Consider the following 17,707-nt stretch of genomic DNA (forward strand, 5'->3'; position numbering starts at 1 on the left):
CGGCGCACCCCTGGCCTTGACGCCCACGTCAACGATTACCGTCGGGGCATGCGAATCGGCGAGCTCGCGGCGCGCGCGGGGACGACCACGCGGACGCTGCGCTACTACGAGTCCCGCGGGCTGCTGCCCGCACGGCGGGCCGGCAACGGCTACCGCACCTACGACGAGGACGACCTGCGGCTCCTGGAACAGATCAGGACGCTCCAGGACTTCGGGTTCGACCTGGAGGAGACCCGGCCCTTCGTGGAGTGCCTGCGCTCCGGCCACCCGGAGGGCGACGCGTGCCCCGCGTCGCTCGCCGTCTACCGCCGCAAGCTCACCGAACTCGACGCGCTGATCAGCGAGCTGAACGCGGTGCGCGCACAGGTCGGCGCACAGCTGACGCGCGCCGAGGCCTCGCTCCCCGGCGGCCCCGAGCCGCGGTGCGAGCTGACCGGCTGAGCCGATGGACCGGATGACCGATGTGACGAGGAGAGTGGCGACATGAAGGCAGCAGGCGTGGCCGAGGTGACGGACGCGGACTTTGAGGGAGAGGTGCTGCGCGAGGCGGACCGCCCCGTCCTCGTGGAGTTCACGGCGGACTGGTGCGGCCCGTGCCGGCAGCTGGCGCCAGTCCTGAGCGAGCTGGCGCGCGAGGAGAGGGAGCGGCTGAAGATCGTGCAGCTGGACGTGGACCGCAGCCCGGCGACCGCGATCGCGTACCAGGTGCTGTCGGCGCCGACCATGATCGTGTTCCGGGGCGGTGAGCCCGTCAAGCAGCTGGTGGGCGCCCGGGCCAAGCGCAAGCTCCTCGCGGAGCTGGCCGACGTGCTCTGAGGTCGCGCCTCCGAGGGCCGCGCGGAAGGCGGCGAGCGGCAAGAGAAATGCCCCGGACGAATTGACGTCCGGGGTATTTCTCTGCGTATATTGGATTCTTTCGCGAAGCCCTGCCCATTTGAACACGGGGGCACTTTGCGGGAAGCTTTATAAGAGCACTGTAACTGTCGAGGGGCTGAATTGTCAACCGAGGAATTGCGGGAAGAGCAGCAATTCGTCTCCGAGCTGTACGCGCGTCTTGACGCGCTGCGTGCGGAGGCCGAGGACGCCGTGCAAGCTTCGTTGTCGCAGGTGGGCAACGGTCTCCAGGCGCGCCTTGAGCGCGATGTCCTGGTGGCGGAGCAGTCCGGCCTGCTCGCCGCCTTCGACGCGGGCGAGAACGGCCTCTGCTTCGGCAGACTCGAATTCCGCGACGGCCGCGACCACCACATCGGGCGCATCGGAATCCGCGCCTCCGACGCCGAGCGCACCCCGCTCGTGATCGACTGGCGCGCCGATGTCGCGCGCCCCTTCTACCTCGCGACCGGCCACACCCCGATGGGTCTGCGCCGCCGCCGGCACATCACCACCGAGGGCCGCGAGGTCACCGGCCTGCACGACGAGATCCTCGACCTCAGCGACACGACCCGCACCGGCCACGAGAGCGCCGACGCCGACGAGGTGCTGCTCGCCGCGCTCGACTCGGCGCGCACCGGCCGCATGCACGACATCGTGCAGACCATCCAGGCCGAGCAGGACCGCATCATCCGCGCCCCGCACCGCGGCGTCCTCGTCGTCGAGGGCGGCCCCGGGACGGGCAAGACGGTCGTGGCGCTGCACCGCGCCGCCTTCCTCCTCTACGCCCACCGCGAGCTGCTCGCCAAGCGCGCGGTCCTCGTCGTCGGCCCGAACCCGGCGTTCCTCGGCTACATCGGCGAGGTGCTGCCCGCGCTCGGCGAGACGGGCGTCCTGCTGGCCACGGTCGGCGAGCTGTTCCCCGGCGTCACGGCCACCGGCACCGACACCCCCGAGGCGGCCGAGGTGAAGGGCCGCGCCGAGATGGCGGAGGTCCTCGCCAGGGCGGTACGCGACCGCCAGCGCATCCCCGAGCCGGGCGAGCCGCTGGTCATCGCGCACGACGACGGCGACCTGATCCTGGACTGGACGATCGCCTACGAGGCGCGGGAGGCGGCCCGCGAGGCGGACGTGCCGCACAACCTGGGCCGCCCCTACTTCGCGTTCCGGATCATCGACGCGCTCACCGAGCAGCTCGCCGAACGCATCGGCCACGACCCGTACGGCGGTCCGAACTTCCTGGGCCCCGACGACATCGCCCAGCTCGGCAAGGCCATCGCCGCCAGCCCCGAGGTGCACGCGGCCGTCGAGGAGCTGTGGCCCACGCTGACCCCGCAGGGCTTCCTCGCCGACTTCCTGGAGGAGCCCACGGGCCTGAGTGAGGACGACGCCGAGGCGATCCGCCGCCCGCGCGGCACGCCCTGGACGCCCGCCGACGTCCCGCTGCTCGACGAGGCGGCCGAACTGCTCGGCCACGACGACAGCGCCGAGCGGGCGGCGGCCGAGGCCGAGCGCGCCCGGCAGATCGCGTACGCGCAGGGGGTCCTGGACGTCTCGCGGGCCTCTCGCACGTACGAGTTCGAGGACAAGGACGAGGACGACGCCGAGGTCCTGCTCGCGCACAACATCATCGACGCCGAGCGGATGGCCGAGCGGCAGGAGGAGGCCGACCACCGCAGCGCCGCCGAGCGCGCGGCCGCCGACCGCACCTGGGCGTTCGGGCACATCATCGTCGACGAGGCGCAGGAGCTGTCCGCCATGGCCTGGCGGCTGCTCATGCGGCGCTGCCCGACCCGCTCCATGACGCTCGTCGGCGACCCCGCCCAGACCGCGGAGGCGGGCGGCTGCGGCTCGTGGGAGAACATCCTCGCGCCGTACGTGGCGGACCGCTGGGAGTACACCCGGCTCGGCGTCAACTACCGCACGCCCGTGGAGATCATGGACGTGGCGGCCGAGGTGCCGCGCCTCGCCGGGAACCCGGACTTCCGCCCGCCCAGCTCGGTGCGGTCCACGGGCGTACGGCCCTGGGCGCGCCGCGCCGACGACCTCGCCGCCGCCGTGGCCGCCGCGGTGGCGGCCGCGGCCGGGGACGACGGCCGCCTCGCGGTCATCGCCCCGCGCGAACTCCACCAGGAGATCGCCGCACAGCTCCCCGGGGTGACGGCCGGGGAGGCCCCGAACCTGACGCGGCCGGTGGTGCTGATCGACCCGCGTCAGGCGAAGGGCCTGGAGTTCGACACGGTCCTGGTCGTCGAGCCGGCGCGGTACGGCGCGAGCGACCTGTACGTCGCCCTGACCCGGGCCACCCAGCGGCTCGGCGTGCTGTACACGCACGAGCTGCCGGCGGCCCTCAAGCGCATCGAGGAGGTCACACCGGCCGCAGCCACACCGTAGCCAGCGGCGGCAGGGTCAGGAGCAGCGACGCGGGACGGCCGTGGGACGCCACCGGCTCCGGCTTGAGCGGGTCGGGGTGGGTGACGTCACTGCCGCCGTAGCGCGCCTCGTCGGTGTTCAGGACCTCCTGCCAGGCCGCGAACTCGTCCGGCACGCCGATGCGGTAGCCGTGCCGCACGACCGGTGCGAAGTGGGAGACGGCGAGCAGCGGCGTCCCCCGCTCGTCGTGGCGCAGGAAGGCGAAGACGTTGTCCTCGGCCGCGTCGCCCTCCACCCAGGCGAAGCCGCCGGGGTCCGTGTCGCGCTGCCACAGGGCGCCCTCGCTCCGGTACACGGTGTTCAGGTCGCGGACCAGGTCCCGTACGCCCCGGTGGTCGGCCTCGGCGCCGTACGCCGGGTCGAGCAGCCACCAGTCCGGGCCGTGCGCCTCCGACCACTCGGCGCCCTGGGCGAACTCCTGGCCCATGAAGAGGAGTTGCTTGCCGGGGTGGGCCCACATGAAGCCCAGGTAGGCGCGGTGGGTGGCCCGCTGCTGCCACCAGTCGCCGGGCATCTTCGACACCAGCGAGCGCTTGCCGTGCACCACTTCGTCGTGGGAGATCGGCAGGACGTAGTTCTCGCTGTAGGCGTACACCATCGAGAACGTCATCTCGTGGTGGTGGTGCTTGCGGTGCACGGGCTCCTTCGCGACATAGCCGAGGGAGTCGTGCATCCAGCCCATGTTCCACTTCAGGCCGAAGCCGAGCCCGCCGAAGCCGCCCGGCCCCTGGTGGTGGGTGGCGCGGGTGACGCCGTCCCAGGCCGTGGACTCCTCGGCGATGGTGACGACGCCGGGGTTGCGGCGGTAGACGGTGGCGTTCATCTCCTGGAGGAAGGCGACCGCGTCGAGGTTCTCCCGGCCGCCGTGCGTGTTCGGCGTCCACTGGCCGTGCTCGCGGGAGTAGTCGAGGTAGAGCATCGAGGCGACCGCGTCGACGCGCAGGCCGTCGATGTGGAACTCCTCGCACCAGTAACTCGCGTTGGCGACGAGGAAGTTGCGCACTTCCTTGCGGCCGTAGTCGAACTCCAGGGTGCCCCAGTCGGGGTGTGCCGCACGGAGCGGGTCCTCGTGCTCGTACAGGGGCCGCCCGTCGAACTCGGCGAGTGCCCAGTCGTCGCGCGGGAAGTGCGCGGGCACCCAGTCCATCAGGACACCGATCCCGGCCTGGTGCAACGCGTCCACCAGGTACTTGAAGTCGTCGGGGGTGCCGAGACGGGCCGTCGGCGCGTAGAAGCCGGTGACCTGGTACCCCCAGGAGCCGCCGAAGGGATGCTCGGCGACGGGCATCAGCTCGACGTGGGTGAAGCCGAGATCGGAGACGTACGCGGGCAACTGCTCGGCGAGTTGACGATACGTCAGCCCCGGGCGCCACGACGCCAGATGCACCTCGTACACCGAGAACGGCGCCTTGTGCGCAGGACGTTCGGCGCGGCGGGCGAGCCACTGCGCGTCATGCCACTCGTGATGTGACGCGTGGACGACCGAGGAGTTGGCGGGCGGCGTCTCCGTGCGGCGGGCCAGCGGGTCGGCGCGCAGCGTCTTCGAGCCGTCGGGCCGGGTGATCTCGAACTTGTACAGCTCGCCCTCGCCGACGGACGGCGCGAACAGCTCCCAGACACCGGTCCCGCCGAGCGACCGCATAGGGAAGCCGGTGCCGTCCCAGAAGTTGAAGCCGCCGACGACCCGCACGCCTCGCGCGTTGGGCGCCCACACGGTGAAGCGGGTGCCGGTCACCCCCTGGTGGGTCATGGGGTGCGCGCCCAGCGCCTTCCACAGTTCCTCGTGCCGTCCCTCGCCGATCAGGTGCAGGTCGAAGTCGCCGAGCGAGGGCAGGAAGCGGTACGCGTCGTCGATCTCCAGCTCCGCTTCCTCGTACGTGACGCGGAGCCGGTACCCCTTGGGCGGGGCGTCCAGCGGCAGCACCGCCGAGAAGAATCCGCCGCCGTCGTCGCGCAGCTCGGCGCGGAGGTCCTCGGCGACGACGGCGACCGCCTTGGCGTAGGGCCGCAGGGCGCGGAAGGCCGTGCCGCCCGGGACGGGGTGGGCGCCGAGCACGCCGTGCGGATCGTGGTGGGTGCCCTCCAGGAGGCGTACGCGGTCCTCCTCGGGAACGGGGGACGCGGCGACGGCGGTCACCGGGGCCGCAGGGACCGGGGCCTTGCGTGGCTTCGGCGCGCTCTTCGGGGGCGTCTTCGCGGCCGCCTGCCGCGCGGGCCTCGGGCTCTTCGCGGTCCTGGCCGCCTTCGCCGCCTCGGTCGCCTTCGCCGTCCTGCCCGCCTTCTGGGCCGGAGTCTTCCGCGCGCTCTTCGCGCTCTTCGTGCTCTTCGCGTTCGTCGGGGCGGGCCGCCGCTCGGCGGGGCCCGGGTCCGGTTCCGGGGTGCGGGGCGGGGGCGGGGCCGGGGTCTCGGCGGACGGCTTGCGGGGGCGGGGCGTCACGGGGGAGGCCTCCTTTCGGAAGAGGTCGTCAGTGGGCGGCGTCGGCGGAGCCGTTGTCGGCCAGGCGGCGGACGGCGGCCAGGGGGACGGGGAGCCAGTCGGGGCGGTGCCGGGCCTCGTAGAGGACTTCGTAGACCGCCTTGTCCGTCTCGTGGGCGCGCAGCAGCACGGGGTCCGTGCGCGGGTCGCGGCCCGAGACGTCGGCGTACCCCACGCAGAAGGCGGCCCGGCAGTCCGTCGCCCACTCCTGCGTCCAGGGCTCGCGGGTGGCTGCCGCGTAGTCGAAGGAGCGCAGCATGCCCGCCACGTCACGGGCCGGTGGCTGCGGCATGCGCCGCTCGGCGAGGGGGCGCGCCGGCTCGCCCTCGAAGTCGATGAGCGACCAGTGGCCGTCGGGGGAGCGCAGGCACTGCCCCAGGTGCAGGTCGCCGTGGACGCGCTGGGCGGTCCACGACTGGCCCTCGCCGCCCAGGTCGGCCAGCGCCTCGTAGGCGGTGAGCAGCCCGGGGGCGTATGGCCGCAGTGCCGGGACGGCCTGCGCGGCCGCGGTGAGGCGGCGCGCCATGGCGTCGGCCATCACCTCGACCTGGGCCCGGCCGAGCGTGACGGTCGGCAGCGCGGCGGCGAGCGAGGCGTGCACCTCGGCCGTGGCGCGGCCCAGTGCCCGCGCCTCGCCGGTGAAGGCCTCGCCCTTGGCGAGCATGCGCAGGGCGAGTTCCCAGCCGTCCTCGGCGGCGGCCAGATAGGGCTGGAGCACCCCGAGGCCACAGGCCTCGTCCGCCGGTTCGTCCGCCAGGTCCGCGAGGAACCACGCGGCGGGCGCGGGCACCCGCCCGCAGCCCTGCCGGGCCAGGTGCAGCGGCAGCTCCAGGTCAGGGTTGACGCCGGGCACGACGCGGCGGAACAGCTTGAGGATGAACGTATCTCCGTAGACGAGCGAGGAGTTGGACTGCTCGGCGGCGAGCGGGCGAGCGGTGAGACCGGAGGGGATGTCGACGCCCGGGTCGCGTTCGAAGCGGAGCACGCCGTGTCGGCCCGGTATCCGCAGCCGCTCCAGGAGCAGCGCGGCGAGCCGCGGGTCGTGCAGCGCCTCGTACACCGTCTGCCCGGCGAGCGGGCCCTCGGTGACGTGGCCGATGAGGGCGGGCGCCAGCTGGGGCGGCAGGGTGCGGCGTACGCCGAGCAACAACTGGTAGCAGTCGCCCGTGCGTTCGGCCGATGTGCCGTCCTGGGCGGTGCCTTGCGTGGGCACCAGCGGCTGGCGGACCCGCAGCAGGAGGTGCAGCAGCCCCGACGGGGCGCTGCGGGGCAGGAGTTCGGTCACGGCCACCGGTTCGAAGGAGCCGATGGGGCGGCCCTTCCCGGCGAACCACCGCTGTCTCGGCAGCCACTCACGCAGCAGCGGGTCCAGGGAGGTGAGCAGCGCCGTGGTGTGCGCGGTGGGGCGGGTGACGGCTTCCGACATGGCGTCGCGTCCTTTCCGCGGGGCGGACAAGGCAGAGTGCGGGAGTGCCGGTCGTGCGTAGGAGTGCCCAGGGCGGGGCGGCGGAAACCGCCCCGCGAAGGCGTCGCGCCGCGGAGCCTACGACGGTTCCCTGCGCAGCCGGAACCAGTAGAAGCCGTGGCCCGCGAGGGTGAGGAGGTAGGGCAGTTCACCGATGGCCGGGAAGCGCACCCCGCCGATCAGCTCGACCGGGTGGCGTCCGTTGAAGGCTTGTAGATCCAGTTCGGTGGGCTGCGCGAAACGCGAGAAGTTGTGCACGCACAGCACGAGGTCGTCGTCGCCCTCCTCCTCCGCGGGCGCCTCGCGGAGGAAGGCGAGGACGGCGGGGTTGGTGGAGGGGAGTTCGGTGTAGGTGCCGAGGCCGAAGGCGGGGTTCTGTTTGCGGATCTCGATCATCCTGCGGGTCCAGTGCAGGAGGGAGGAGGGCGAGGACATGGAGGCCTCGACGTTGGTGACCTGGTAGCCGTAGACCGGGTCCATGATCGTGGGGAGGTAGAGGCGGCCGGGGTCGCAGGAGGAGAAACCGGCGTTGCGGTCCGGGGTCCACTGCATGGGGGTGCGCACCGCGTCGCGGTCGCCGAGCCAGATGTTGTCGCCCATGCCGATCTCGTCGCCGTAGTAGAGGATCGGCGAGCCGGGCAGGGACAGCAGCAGGGCGGTGAAGAGTTCGATCTGGTTGCGGTCGTTGTCCAGCAGGGGCGCCAGACGGCGGCGGATGCCGATGTTGGCGCGCATGCGCGGGTCCTTGGCGTACTCCGCGTACATGTAGTCGCGCTCTTCGTCGGTGACCATCTCCAGGGTCAGCTCGTCGTGGTTGCGCAGGAAGATGCCCCACTGGCAGCCCGAGGGAATCGCCGGGGTTTTCGCGAGGATTTCGGAGACGGGGTAGCGCGACTCACGGCGTACGGCCATGAAGATGCGGGGCATCACGGGGAAGTGGAACGCCATGTGGCACTCGTCGCCGCCCTTGGAGAAGTCCCCGAAATAGTCGACGACGTCCTCCGGCCACTGGTTCGCCTCGGCGAGGAGAACGGTGTCCGGGTAGTGGGCGTCGATCTCCGAGCGGACCCGCTTGAGGAACTGGTGGGTGGCCCGCAGGTTCTCGCAGTTGGTGCCCTCCTCCTGGTAGAGGTACGGCACCGCGTCCAGACGAAAACCGTCGATCCCCAGGTCCAGCCAGAACCGCAGCGCCGAGATGATCTCTTCCTGGACGGCGGGGTTCTCGTAGTTGAGGTCGGGCTGGTGGGAGAAGAAGCGGTGCCAGAAGTACTGCTTGCGCACCGGGTCGAAGGTCCAGTTGGACGCTTCGGTGTCGACGAAGATGATGCGGGCGTCGCCGTACTGCTTGTCGTCGTCGGCCCAGACGTAGTAGTCGCCGTAGGGGCCTTCCGGGTCGGTGCGCGAGGCCTGGAACCACGGGTGCTGGTCGCTGGTGTGGTTCATGACGAAGTCGATGATCACGCGCATGCCGCGCTGGTGGGCGGAGTCGACGAACTCCACGAAGTCGGCGAGGTCCCCGAACTCGGGCAGGACGGCGGTGTAGTCGGAGACGTCGTAACCGCCGTCGCGCAGCGGGGACTTGAAGAAGGGGGGCAGCCACAGGCAGTCGACGCCGAGCCATTGCAGGTAGTCGAGTTTGGCGGTGATGCCTTTGAGGTCGCCGATGCCGTCGCCGTTGCTGTCCTGGAAGGAACGCACGAGTACTTCGTAGAACACGGCGCGTTTGAACCAGTCGGGGTGCCGGTCCTTGGCGGGCGTGTCCTCGAACGTGTCCTGGACGGGCTCGTTGACGATCATGATGTGGGTGACCCTCCGATCAGCGGTGAGGACGGTCGCAGGACGCGGAAGACGTGGGCGGGCGCGCGGCCCGGCTCCAGGCGCACATAGTTGGCCCTGCCCCAGTGGTAGGTCTCGCCGGTGAGCTCGTCGCGCACCGGCACGCTCTCGTGCCAGTCGAGGCCGAGTAGCGGCATGTTCAACGACACCGTGGCTTCCTGGGTGTGGTGGGGGTCGAGGTTGGCCACCACCAGAACCATGTTCGAACCGTGCGCGTCCGCGGCGGACTTCGAGTAGGCGATCACCGCTTCCTTGTCCGTGGGGTGGAAGTGCAGGTTCCGCAGCTGTTGCAGCGCGGGGTTGTCCCGCCGGACCTGGTTCAGCCGCGTGATGAGCGGGGCGATGGTGGTGCCGTCGCGCTCGGCCGCCGCCCAGTCCCGTGGTCGCAGTTCGTACTTCTCCGAGTGCAGGTACTCCTCGCTGCCGGGCCGCACCGGGGTGTTCTCGCACAGCTCGAAGCCGCTGTAGACACCCCAGGTCGGTGAGAGCGTCGCGGCGAGCACCGCGCGCACCTCGAACGCCGGGCGCCCGCCCTCCTGGAGGTACGCGTGCAGGATGTCCGGGGTGTTCACGAAGAAGTTCGGACGCAGGAAGTGCGCGGTCTCCCGCGACAACTCGGTGAGGTACTCGGTGAGTTCCTCCTTGGTGTTGCGCCAGGTGAAGTAGGTGTACGACTGCTGGAAGCCGATGGCGGCCAGGGTGTGCAGCATCGCGGGCCGGGTGAAAGCCTCGGCGAGGAAGACGACGTCCGGGTCGGTGCCGTTGATCCGGGCGATCACCTCCTCCCAGAACACCACCGGCTTGGTGTGCGGGTTGTCGACCCGGAAGATCCGCACGCCGTGCCCCATCCAGAACCGCAGCAGCCGTTCCGTCTCCGCGACCAGCCCCGGCAGGTCCTTGTCGAAGGCGATCGGATAGATGTCCTGGTACTTCTTCGGCGGGTTCTCCGCGTACGCGATGGAACCGTCCGCCCGCTGCCGGAACCACTCCGGGCGCTTGTCCACCCACGGATGATCCGGCGAGCACTGCAACGCGAAGTCCAGCGCCACCTCGAGGTCCAGATCCCGCGCGCGCCGTACGAACGCGTCGAAGTCGTCCAGCGTCCCGAGGTCCGGATGCACGGCGTCGTGCCCGCCCTCCGGCGAACCGATCGCCCACGGCACCCCCACGTCGTACGGACCGGGGGAGAGGGAGTTGTCCGGGCCCTTGCGGAAGGTGCTGCCGATCGGGTGGATCGGCGGCAGGTACACCACGTCGAAGCCCATGTCCGCGATGGCCGGCAGGCGCTCGGCCGCCGTGCGGAACGTCCCCGAAACCGGGGGCTCGCCCTCGCGGACCACCGCGCCCTCCGAGCGCGGGAAGAACTCGTACCATGACCCGAACAGCGCCCGCCTCCGCTCCACGACGAGCGGGAACTCCGGGGAAGACGTGACCAGTTCACGCAACGGATGGCGGTCGAGCGCCGCCACCACCTCCGGGGTGAGGGCGGCCGCCAGGCGGGCGGCGGGTCCGCGGGCCGCGTCGCGCAGCGCAGTCGCCGCGCCGAGCACGGCGGTCCGCGCCTCGCCGGGCATCCCGGCGGCGGCGCGTTCGTGGAGGCGGGCGCCCTCCTCCAGGACGAGGTCGGTGTCGATGCCCGCCGGTATCTTGATCCGCGCGTGGTGCCGCCAGGTCGAGACCGGATCGCCCCACGCCTCGACGGCGAACGTCCAGCGGCCCTCGGCGTCCGGGGTGACGTCCGCGCCCCACCGGTCGGTGCCGGGGGCCAGTTCGCGCATCGGGGTCCAGGGGCCGGGGCGGCCCGCGGGGTCGCGCAGCACCACGTTGGCGGCGACCGCCTCATGTCCTTCGCGGAAGACGGTGGCGGACACCTGGAACGTTTCGCCGGGCACGGCCTTCGCCGGTTTTCGGCCGCAGTGGACGGCGGGCCGAACGTCCAGAACGGGGATGGTGGGCTGGGGGGTTGAACCAAGAGGCATGTCTGACCGCTCCTGTCCGCGTGCACGGATACGGGGGTGTGGAGAGGTTCCGCGGCGCGTGCCGGCCGCGGTGTGCCGGAGTGTGTACCGCAGGAGCCTTCCCACACCCTCCGGGTGGGCAATCCGGCGCTTTGTTAACTACTAGTGCGTAACGGCCCGTGCAAGACCGGCCCCGACGTGCGGGGCGGGCCGGGTCCGAAAATGCACTGTTCAGTACGGGACAGACGCATATGCCCCGCGCATTCTGGCCGCCAGGTACGCGGCCGGGGCCGGGCACGGCGCGGCGGGCGGGCCCGGCCTGCCGTGCGGCAGCGCGTGGCGCGGCCACGCGGGACTGGCGTGTTTCTTCCTCGCGGGGAGTGAGATGTGGCCGACGGCTGTGACTCCCGGAGCGGTCGGGGCGCGTACCCCGAGACGATCCGGCCGTCGCCGGTGGGAGGCGAAGAGGACGCCACCCGCCTACGGCGGGGCGCAGAGCGGCCGACTGTCGTCGAACTCCCTCCCCCCGTCGGGCGGGGGACTTACTGCCTGCGGTACGAGTCCGGGCCGCCGGTGGTGGAGCGGGCCCACATCTCGTACAGGCCCACGGCCGGCACCGCTTGCCCGCCAGGGCCACCACCGCCGTGTCCCGCGGGGCGCCGTGGCGGCACAGGCGTCTGCCCGCGCCGCCCGCGACGTCCCCCCGCCGCCGGTCTTGCCCCCATGGGCACACCCCGTGTCAGCTGCCTTCATGGCCGCACACCCGACCGTCCCCACCGTCCACGGCCCCGTCCGGGGCGAGTGCCGTCGCATCGATGGCGTCCGCTCGTTCCGGTTCCTCGGCATCCCCTACGCCGCACCCCCCGTCGGCGCCCTCCGCTTCGCGCCGCCCGTCGCCCCCGCGCCGTGGACCGACCCGCTGGACGCCACCGCGTACGGGCCGACGGCGCAGCGGCGCGGGCTCGGTGAGGGCGCCACGATCCCCGAGCCGTCCGTCCCGGGCGACGCCGTCCTCAACCTGAACGTCTTCACCCCCGACCCCGGCCCCGGCGCGGCCCTGCCCGTCCTGGTGTGGATACACGGCGGCGGGTTCACCGCCGGGTCCGCCGCCAGTCCTTGGTACGACGGGGCGGCGTTCAACCGTGACGGCGTCGTCCTCGTCTCGCTCGGCTACCGGCTCGGCATCGAGGGCTTCCTTCCCCTGGGCGACGCCCCGGACAACCGCGGCGTACGGGACTGGATCGCCGCCCTGGAGTGGGTGCGCGACAACATCGCCGCGTTCGGCGGTGACCCCGCGAAGGTCACCGTCGCCGGGCAGTCGGCGGGCGGGGGCGCCGTCCAGACGCTGCTGGTGACCCCCGCCGCGCGCGGCCTGTTCCGCGCGGCGATCAGCATGTCCGCCCCGCTGATGGAGCCGCAGGACCGGTGGACGGGGCCCGCCGTGGCCGAGCTGTTCACGCGGCGCACCGGCGTGCCCGCCACCGCCGCGGCGCTGCGCGACCTGAGCCACGACCGGCTCCACGCGCTCCAGGAGGCCGTGGACGCACCGGGCCCCGACCGCGCGCACCTGCCGGGACGGCTCTTCCAGCCCCGCGCCGACGGCGAGCTGATCCCGCGCCCGGTGCTCGCCGAACTGACCGAGGGCGACCTGGGCGCCGACGTGCCGTTGCTGCTCGGCTTCACACGCCACGAGTTCCACGCCTTCGGCGGCCAGGAGCTGACCGACCTCGTCTTCCGCAGGCCGAACCTCGCGGTGGCGGAGGCTCGCGCCGCCCGCTCCCGCCCCACCTGGCTGTACGAGTTCGGCTGGCCCTCACCCGCGCCGGGCGACAGGCGGGGCCAGGCCTTTCACTGCCTGGACCTGCCCTTCGCGTTCGACGTGCTCGGCGCCGAGGGCGTCACGGCGGCCGCGGGCGAAGCCCCGCCGCGGCACCTGGCCGACGCGGTGCACGGTGCCCTCACCGCCTTCGTGCGCGGCCTCGACCCGGGCGGGGCATGGCCGCGCTACACCCGAGGCCGCCGCGCCACCCGGCTCTGGGAGGAGCAACCCGCCCTGGTGGCGGACCCCTTCCGGGCCGAGCGCGCACGCTGGTTCGGCTGATCCCGGCCGCCCGGACGGCCGACGGGGGTCACCGGACCGCCGGGTCGTGCGCCCCGTGCGCCGTGGTGGTACGAGGCGGCCCGCCGCTACCTTCGTGTCCCGTAGGTCGATATGTGCCGCATCCCCCGTAAATCCCGGCGATTTTCCGCGAAGGTGGAGACCGTGAAGGCAATCCGTCGTTTCACCGTCCGTCCCGTCCTTCCCGACCCCCTCGGCGACCTCGCCGAGCTGGCCCGCAACCTGCGCTGGTCCTGGCACCCGCGCACCCGCGACCTCTTCCGGTCCGTCGACCCGGGCCTGTGGGAGGCGTCCGGCTGCGACCCGGTGCGGCTGCTCGGCGGCGTACCGGCCGCACGCCTCGCCGAACTCTCCCGTGACGAGGCCTTCCTGCGCCGCCTCGGCGAGGCCGCCGACGAGCTGCGGGAGTACGTCACCGGAGAGCGCTGGTACCAGCAGCAGGCACAGGGGTACGCGCACCTGCCGCGCGCCGTCGCGTACTTCTCGCCGGAGTTCGGCATCACCGCCGCCCTGCCCCAGTACTCCGGAGGCCTCGGCATCCTCGCCGGAGACCACCTGAAGGCGGCCAGCGACCTCGGGGCGCCGCTCATCGGGGTCGGGCTGCTCTACCGGCACGGCTACTTCCGCCAGTCCCTCTCCCGCGACGCCTGGCAGCAGGAGCACTATCCCGTCCTGGACCCGAACGAACTGCCGCTCACCCTGCTCCGCGAGGCCGACGGCACCCCCGCCCTCGTCGCGCTCGCCCTGCCCGGCGGTCGCGCGCTGCGCGCCCACGTCTGGCAGGCGCAGGTCGGCCGCGTACCGCTGCTGCTGCTCGACTCCGACGTGGAGGAGAACGACCGCGGCGAGCGCGACGTCACCGACCGGCTCTACGGCGGCGGCAGCGAACACCGGCTGCTCCAGGAGATGCTCCTCGGCATCGGCGGAGTGCGCGCCGTACGGACGTACTGCCGGCTGACCGGCCACCCCGAGCCGGAGGTCTTCCACACCAACGAGGGCCACGCGGGCTTCCTCGGCCTGGAGCGCATCCACGAACTGACCGGCGCCGACGCCGACTTCGACACCGCCCTGGAGGCCGTCCGCGCCGGGACCGTCTTCACCACCCACACCCCCGTCCCGGCGGGCATCGACCGCTTCGACCGGGAGCTGGTCGCCCGCCACTTCGGGCCCGGCGCCGAACTGCCCCGGCTCGACGTCGGCGACATCCTGCGGCTCGGCATGGAGACGTACCCCGGCGGCGAGCCCAACCTCTTCAACATGGCCGTGATGGGCCTGCGCCTGGGCAGCCGCGCCAACGGCGTCTCCACGCTGCACGGCGCGGTCAGCCGCGAGATGTTCGCGGGCCTGTGGCCGGGCTTCGACCCCGAGGAGGTCCCGATCACCTCGGTCACCAACGGCGTGCACGCCCCGACCTGGGTCACCCCCGAGGTCCAGGCGCTCGGCGCCCGCGACCTCCCCGACATCGACGCCGGCGACCTGTGGGGGCTGCGCCGCACGCTGCGCGGGCAGCTCGTCGACGAGGTCAGGCGGCGCCTGTACGCCTCCTGGCGCCAGCGCGGCGCCGCCACCGCCGAGCTGGGCTGGATCGACGACGTCCTCGACCCGGACGTCCTCACTGTCGGCTTCGCGCGCCGCGTCCCCTCGTACAAAAGGCTCACGCTCATGCTGCGCGACCGGGACCGGCTGATGGAGCTGCTGCTCCACCCGGAGCGGCCGGTGCAGATCGTCGTCGCGGGCAAGGCGCACCCGGCCGACGACGGCGGCAAGCGGCTCATCCAGGAGCTGGTGCGCTTCACCGACGACCCCCGGGTGCGCCATCGCATCGTCTTCCTGCCGGACTACGGCATGGCGATGGCGCAGAAGCTCTACCCCGGCTGCGACGTGTGGCTGAACAATCCGCTGCGGCCCCTGGAGGCGTGCGGCACCAGCGGCATGAAGGCGGCCCTCAACGGCGGCCTCAACCTCTCCGTCCTGGACGGCTGGTGGGACGAGTGGTTCGAGCCCGACTTCGGCTGGGCGATCCCCACGGCGGACGGCGCCGCCACCGACGACGACCGCAGGGACGACCTGGAGGCCGCCGCGCTCTACGACCTCCTGGAGCGCCGCGTCGCGCCCCGCTTCTACGACCGGGGCCCCGACGGCCTGCCCGACCGGTGGATCGAGATGGTCCGCAGGACGCTGACCCGGCTCGGCCCGAAGGTCCTCGCGGACCGCATGGTGCGCGAGTACGTCGAGGAGCTGTACGCCCCCGCCGCCCGCGCCCACCGCGCGCTGGACGGCACGGCCGCCGGGGAACTGGCGGCGTGGAAGGCCCGGGTGCGCGCGGCCTGGCCGCGGGTGGCCGTCGACCACGTGGAGGCGTCGGCGACCGGCACCACCGCCGAACTGGGCGCCACGCTCGCCCTGCGGGTCCGGGTCCACCTGGGGGAGCTGACCCCGGACGACGTGGAGGTGCAGGCCGTCACCGGCCGGGTGGACCCCGAGGACCACATCACCGGGGCCACGCCGGTGCCGCTGAAGCCCGTCGGCGGGCCCGACCAGGAGGGGCGGCGCGTGTACGAGGGACCGCTCGCCCTGGACCGGACGGGGTCGTTCGGCTACACGGTGCGGATTCTGCCGGCGCACCGGCTGCTGGCCGACGGGGCGGAGCTGGGGCTGGTGGCGGTGCCCTCGGAGGCGACGGGGGAGGCGGCCGGGCTGCTCATGAGGTGACGCGGAACATGAGGTGACGCGAAAGGGGCGGCGTCCCGTCAGGACGCCGCCCCTGCGACACAGTGTCGCCCGAGGGTGCTACTTGACGTTGACGCCGGCCCAGGCCGCCGCCACGCGCTTGTACTCGGTGGACGTCGCGCCGTACAGGTCCTTCGCGGCGCGCAGGGTGGCCTTGCGGGCCGCCTTGTAGTCGGTGGTCGACGTGAAGTACCGCGTCAGGGCCCGGAACCAGATCTTCTCGGCCTTGGCGCGCCCGATGCCGAGGACCTTGGAGCCGTCGGCGGTCGGCGAGTTGTACTGGACGCCGTTGATCCGCTTCTTGCCGCTGCCCTCGGACAGCAGGTAGAAGAAGTGGTTGGCGATGCCCGAGGAGTAGTGGACGTCGACCCTTCCGGCGCCGGCCTTCCACTTGTCCAGGGAGGCGCCGTCCTTGCTCGGCTTGTCCATGTAGCGCAGCGGGGTGCCGTCGCCGTTGATGTCGATCTTCTCGCCGATGAGGTAGTCGCCGACGTCCTTGGGGTTCTTGGCCCTGAACTCGACGGCGGCGGCGAAGATGTCCGAGGTGGCCTCGTTGAGACCGCCGGCCTCACCGCTGTACTCCATGTTGCCGGTCGCCGAGGTGACGCCGTGCGTCATCTCGTGCGCCGCGACGTCGATCGAGGTCAGGGGCTTCTTGTTGCCCTCGCCGTCGCCGTACGTCATGCAGAAGCAGCCGCTGTCCCAGAAGGCGTTGACGTAGCCGTTGCCGAAGTGGACCCGCGAGGTCGCGCCCTTGCCGTCGCCGTTGATGCCCTTGCGGCCGTGGACCGACTTGTAGTAGTCCCAGGTGAGCTGGGCGCCGTAGGCGGCGTCGACGGCGGCGGTCTGCGCGCTGGAGGGCTTGCCGTTGCCCCAGACGTCGTTGGCGTCCTTGAAGAGCTTGCCCGCGCCGCTCTCCGCGTGCTTCAGGTCGTAGGTGCGGTGGCCGCCGCGGGCCTTGTCGGTCAGCTCGTAGCCGCTCGTGCCCTTCTTCGAGCCGATCGTGACCTTGCCGCTGTACTGGCTGTTGCCGGTGCCGGTCTCGATCTCCTGGAACTGGTACAGCTTCTTGCCGGTCGCGGCGTCCGTGATGACGTGCAGGCGGCTCGGCGTGCCGTCCTTCTGCACGCCGGTGACGACCGTCTCGTACGCGAGGACGGGCTTGCCCGAGGCGGCCCAGATCACCTTGCGCGGCGCCTGCGCGTCGGCCTGCGCGGTCTTCGCCTTGGCGGCGCTCGACTCGGCGGACTTCGCGACGGAGGACCTGGTCAGCTTCGCGTCGGTGGAGGGCACCTTCACCGAGGCCTCGGTCGCCTTGGTGACGCCCTCGACCTTGCCGCTCTTCGCGGCGTGCACGACGAGGTCGCCGCCGAGGACGGGCAGGCCGTCGTAGGTGCGCTCGTAGCGGGTGTGGGTGGTGCCGTCGCTGTCCTTGACGACGTCACGGACGACGAGCTTCTCCTTGGCGTCGAGACCGATCCGGTCGGCGGTCGCCGCCTTGTCGGCGTTCGCGTCCTGGAGCAGCTCGGCGCGGGCCGACGCGGAGAGGGTGACGGGCGCGTCGGAGGGCGCGGCGTCCTTCTCCGGCTGGGCGGAGGCGCCGGTGGTCAGTCCGGCGGTGAGCAGCGCCCCGGCGGTGACCGCGGTGGCGATCGCGAGCGTCGAACGTCTGCGGGACGGGCGGGATATGTGAGAGGTCACGCGGGCTCCTTCTGTGGGGGACCTGGGTGGCGAGGAGGCCGCCCAGGGCAGGAACAACGCGGCGCGGGAGTGCAGCGTGGTGCTGAACGTGCGGCGTGTTGCGGTGGAACAGTGTCATT

The 17,707-nt window shown here is 72.3% G+C and carries 10 protein-coding genes; 5 read left to right on the forward strand and 5 right to left on the reverse strand.

Features of this window, described 5'->3' with window-relative positions; translation table 11 throughout:
• Window positions 1-48 precede the first annotated feature (48 nt).
• The 3 genes from J2N69_RS25860 (at window position 49) to J2N69_RS25870 (ending at window position 3,264) form a co-directional block, all read left to right on the forward strand.
• Entirely contained in the window at window positions 49-441 is a 393-nt protein-coding gene (locus tag J2N69_RS25860) for a MerR family transcriptional regulator (protein ID WP_230902861.1), read from the forward strand.
• Window positions 442-483: 42 nt separating this feature from the next.
• On the forward strand, window positions 484-816 hold the full coding sequence (gene trxA / locus J2N69_RS25865; protein WP_272595841.1) for a thioredoxin: 333 nt from the start codon (window positions 484-486) through the stop codon (window positions 814-816).
• A 180-nt stretch (window positions 817-996) separates the two neighbouring features.
• A complete protein-coding gene (locus J2N69_RS25870) occupies window positions 997-3,264 on the forward strand; it encodes a HelD family protein (RefSeq protein ID WP_230902862.1) in 2,268 nt (755 codons plus the stop codon).
• On the opposite strand, the gene glgB is transcribed toward J2N69_RS25870, so the two are convergent.
• From glgB to J2N69_RS25890, 4 genes are all read right to left on the reverse strand, one after another.
• On the reverse strand, window positions 3,239-5,740 hold the full coding sequence (glgB, locus tag J2N69_RS25875) for a 1,4-alpha-glucan branching enzyme (protein WP_230902863.1): 2,502 nt from the start codon (window positions 5,738-5,740) through the stop codon (window positions 3,239-3,241). The genes J2N69_RS25870 and glgB overlap by 26 nt on opposite strands.
• A gap of 28 nt (window positions 5,741-5,768) precedes the next feature.
• A complete protein-coding gene (locus J2N69_RS25880) occupies window positions 5,769-7,205 on the reverse strand; it encodes a maltokinase N-terminal cap-like domain-containing protein (RefSeq protein ID WP_230902864.1) in 1,437 nt (478 codons plus the stop codon).
• A gap of 117 nt (window positions 7,206-7,322) precedes the next feature.
• Window positions 7,323-9,041, reverse strand: a complete 1,719-nt coding sequence (gene treS, locus J2N69_RS25885) for a maltose alpha-D-glucosyltransferase (protein ID WP_230902865.1) — start codon at window positions 9,039-9,041, stop codon at window positions 7,323-7,325.
• A complete protein-coding gene (locus tag J2N69_RS25890; RefSeq protein ID WP_230902866.1) occupies window positions 9,038-11,059 on the reverse strand; it encodes an alpha-1,4-glucan--maltose-1-phosphate maltosyltransferase in 2,022 nt (673 codons plus the stop codon). The genes treS and J2N69_RS25890 overlap by 4 nt, the downstream gene beginning before the upstream one ends.
• A gap of 730 nt (window positions 11,060-11,789) precedes the next feature.
• Here J2N69_RS25890 and J2N69_RS25895 point away from each other — a divergent pair.
• Window positions 11,790-13,139: a carboxylesterase/lipase family protein gene (locus tag J2N69_RS25895; protein ID WP_230902867.1), complete on the forward strand. Its 1,350-nt coding sequence runs from the start codon at window positions 11,790-11,792 to the stop codon at window positions 13,137-13,139.
• A gap of 162 nt (window positions 13,140-13,301) precedes the next feature.
• Window positions 13,302-15,869 carry an alpha-glucan family phosphorylase gene (glgP, locus tag J2N69_RS25900; RefSeq protein WP_230902868.1) on the forward strand — a complete coding sequence of 856 codons (2,568 nt, stop codon included), beginning with the start codon at window positions 13,302-13,304 and terminating at the stop codon, window positions 15,867-15,869.
• A gap of 78 nt (window positions 15,870-15,947) precedes the next feature.
• On the opposite strand, the gene J2N69_RS25905 is transcribed toward glgP, so the two are convergent.
• Window positions 15,948-17,588, reverse strand: coding sequence for a M4 family metallopeptidase (locus tag J2N69_RS25905; protein WP_230902869.1), 1,641 nt, complete (start codon window positions 17,586-17,588; stop codon window positions 15,948-15,950).
• Window positions 17,589-17,707 lie beyond the last annotated feature (119 nt).

Source organism: Streptomyces huasconensis (assembly GCF_021028635.1).
GTDB classification, from domain to species: Bacteria; Actinomycetota; Actinomycetes; order Streptomycetales; family Streptomycetaceae; genus Streptomyces; species Streptomyces huasconensis.

Excerpts from the sequence above, each read along its gene's own strand:
- trxA (WP_272595841.1), top strand. The coding sequence starts at position 484 with ATGAAGGCAGCAGGCGTGGCCGAGGTGACGGACGCGGACTTTGAGGGA.
- J2N69_RS25895 (WP_230902867.1), top strand. The coding sequence starts at position 11,790 with ATGGCCGCACACCCGACCGTCCCCACCGTCCACGGCCCCGTCCGGGGC.
- J2N69_RS25890 (WP_230902866.1), bottom strand. The coding sequence starts at position 11,059 with ATGCCTCTTGGTTCAACCCCCCAGCCCACCATCCCCGTTCTGGACGTT.
- treS (WP_230902865.1), bottom strand. The coding sequence starts at position 9,041 with ATGATCGTCAACGAGCCCGTCCAGGACACGTTCGAGGACACGCCCGCC.
- J2N69_RS25880 (WP_230902864.1), bottom strand. The coding sequence starts at position 7,205 with ATGTCGGAAGCCGTCACCCGCCCCACCGCGCACACCACGGCGCTGCTC.
- J2N69_RS25860 (WP_230902861.1), top strand. The coding sequence starts at position 49 with ATGCGAATCGGCGAGCTCGCGGCGCGCGCGGGGACGACCACGCGGACG.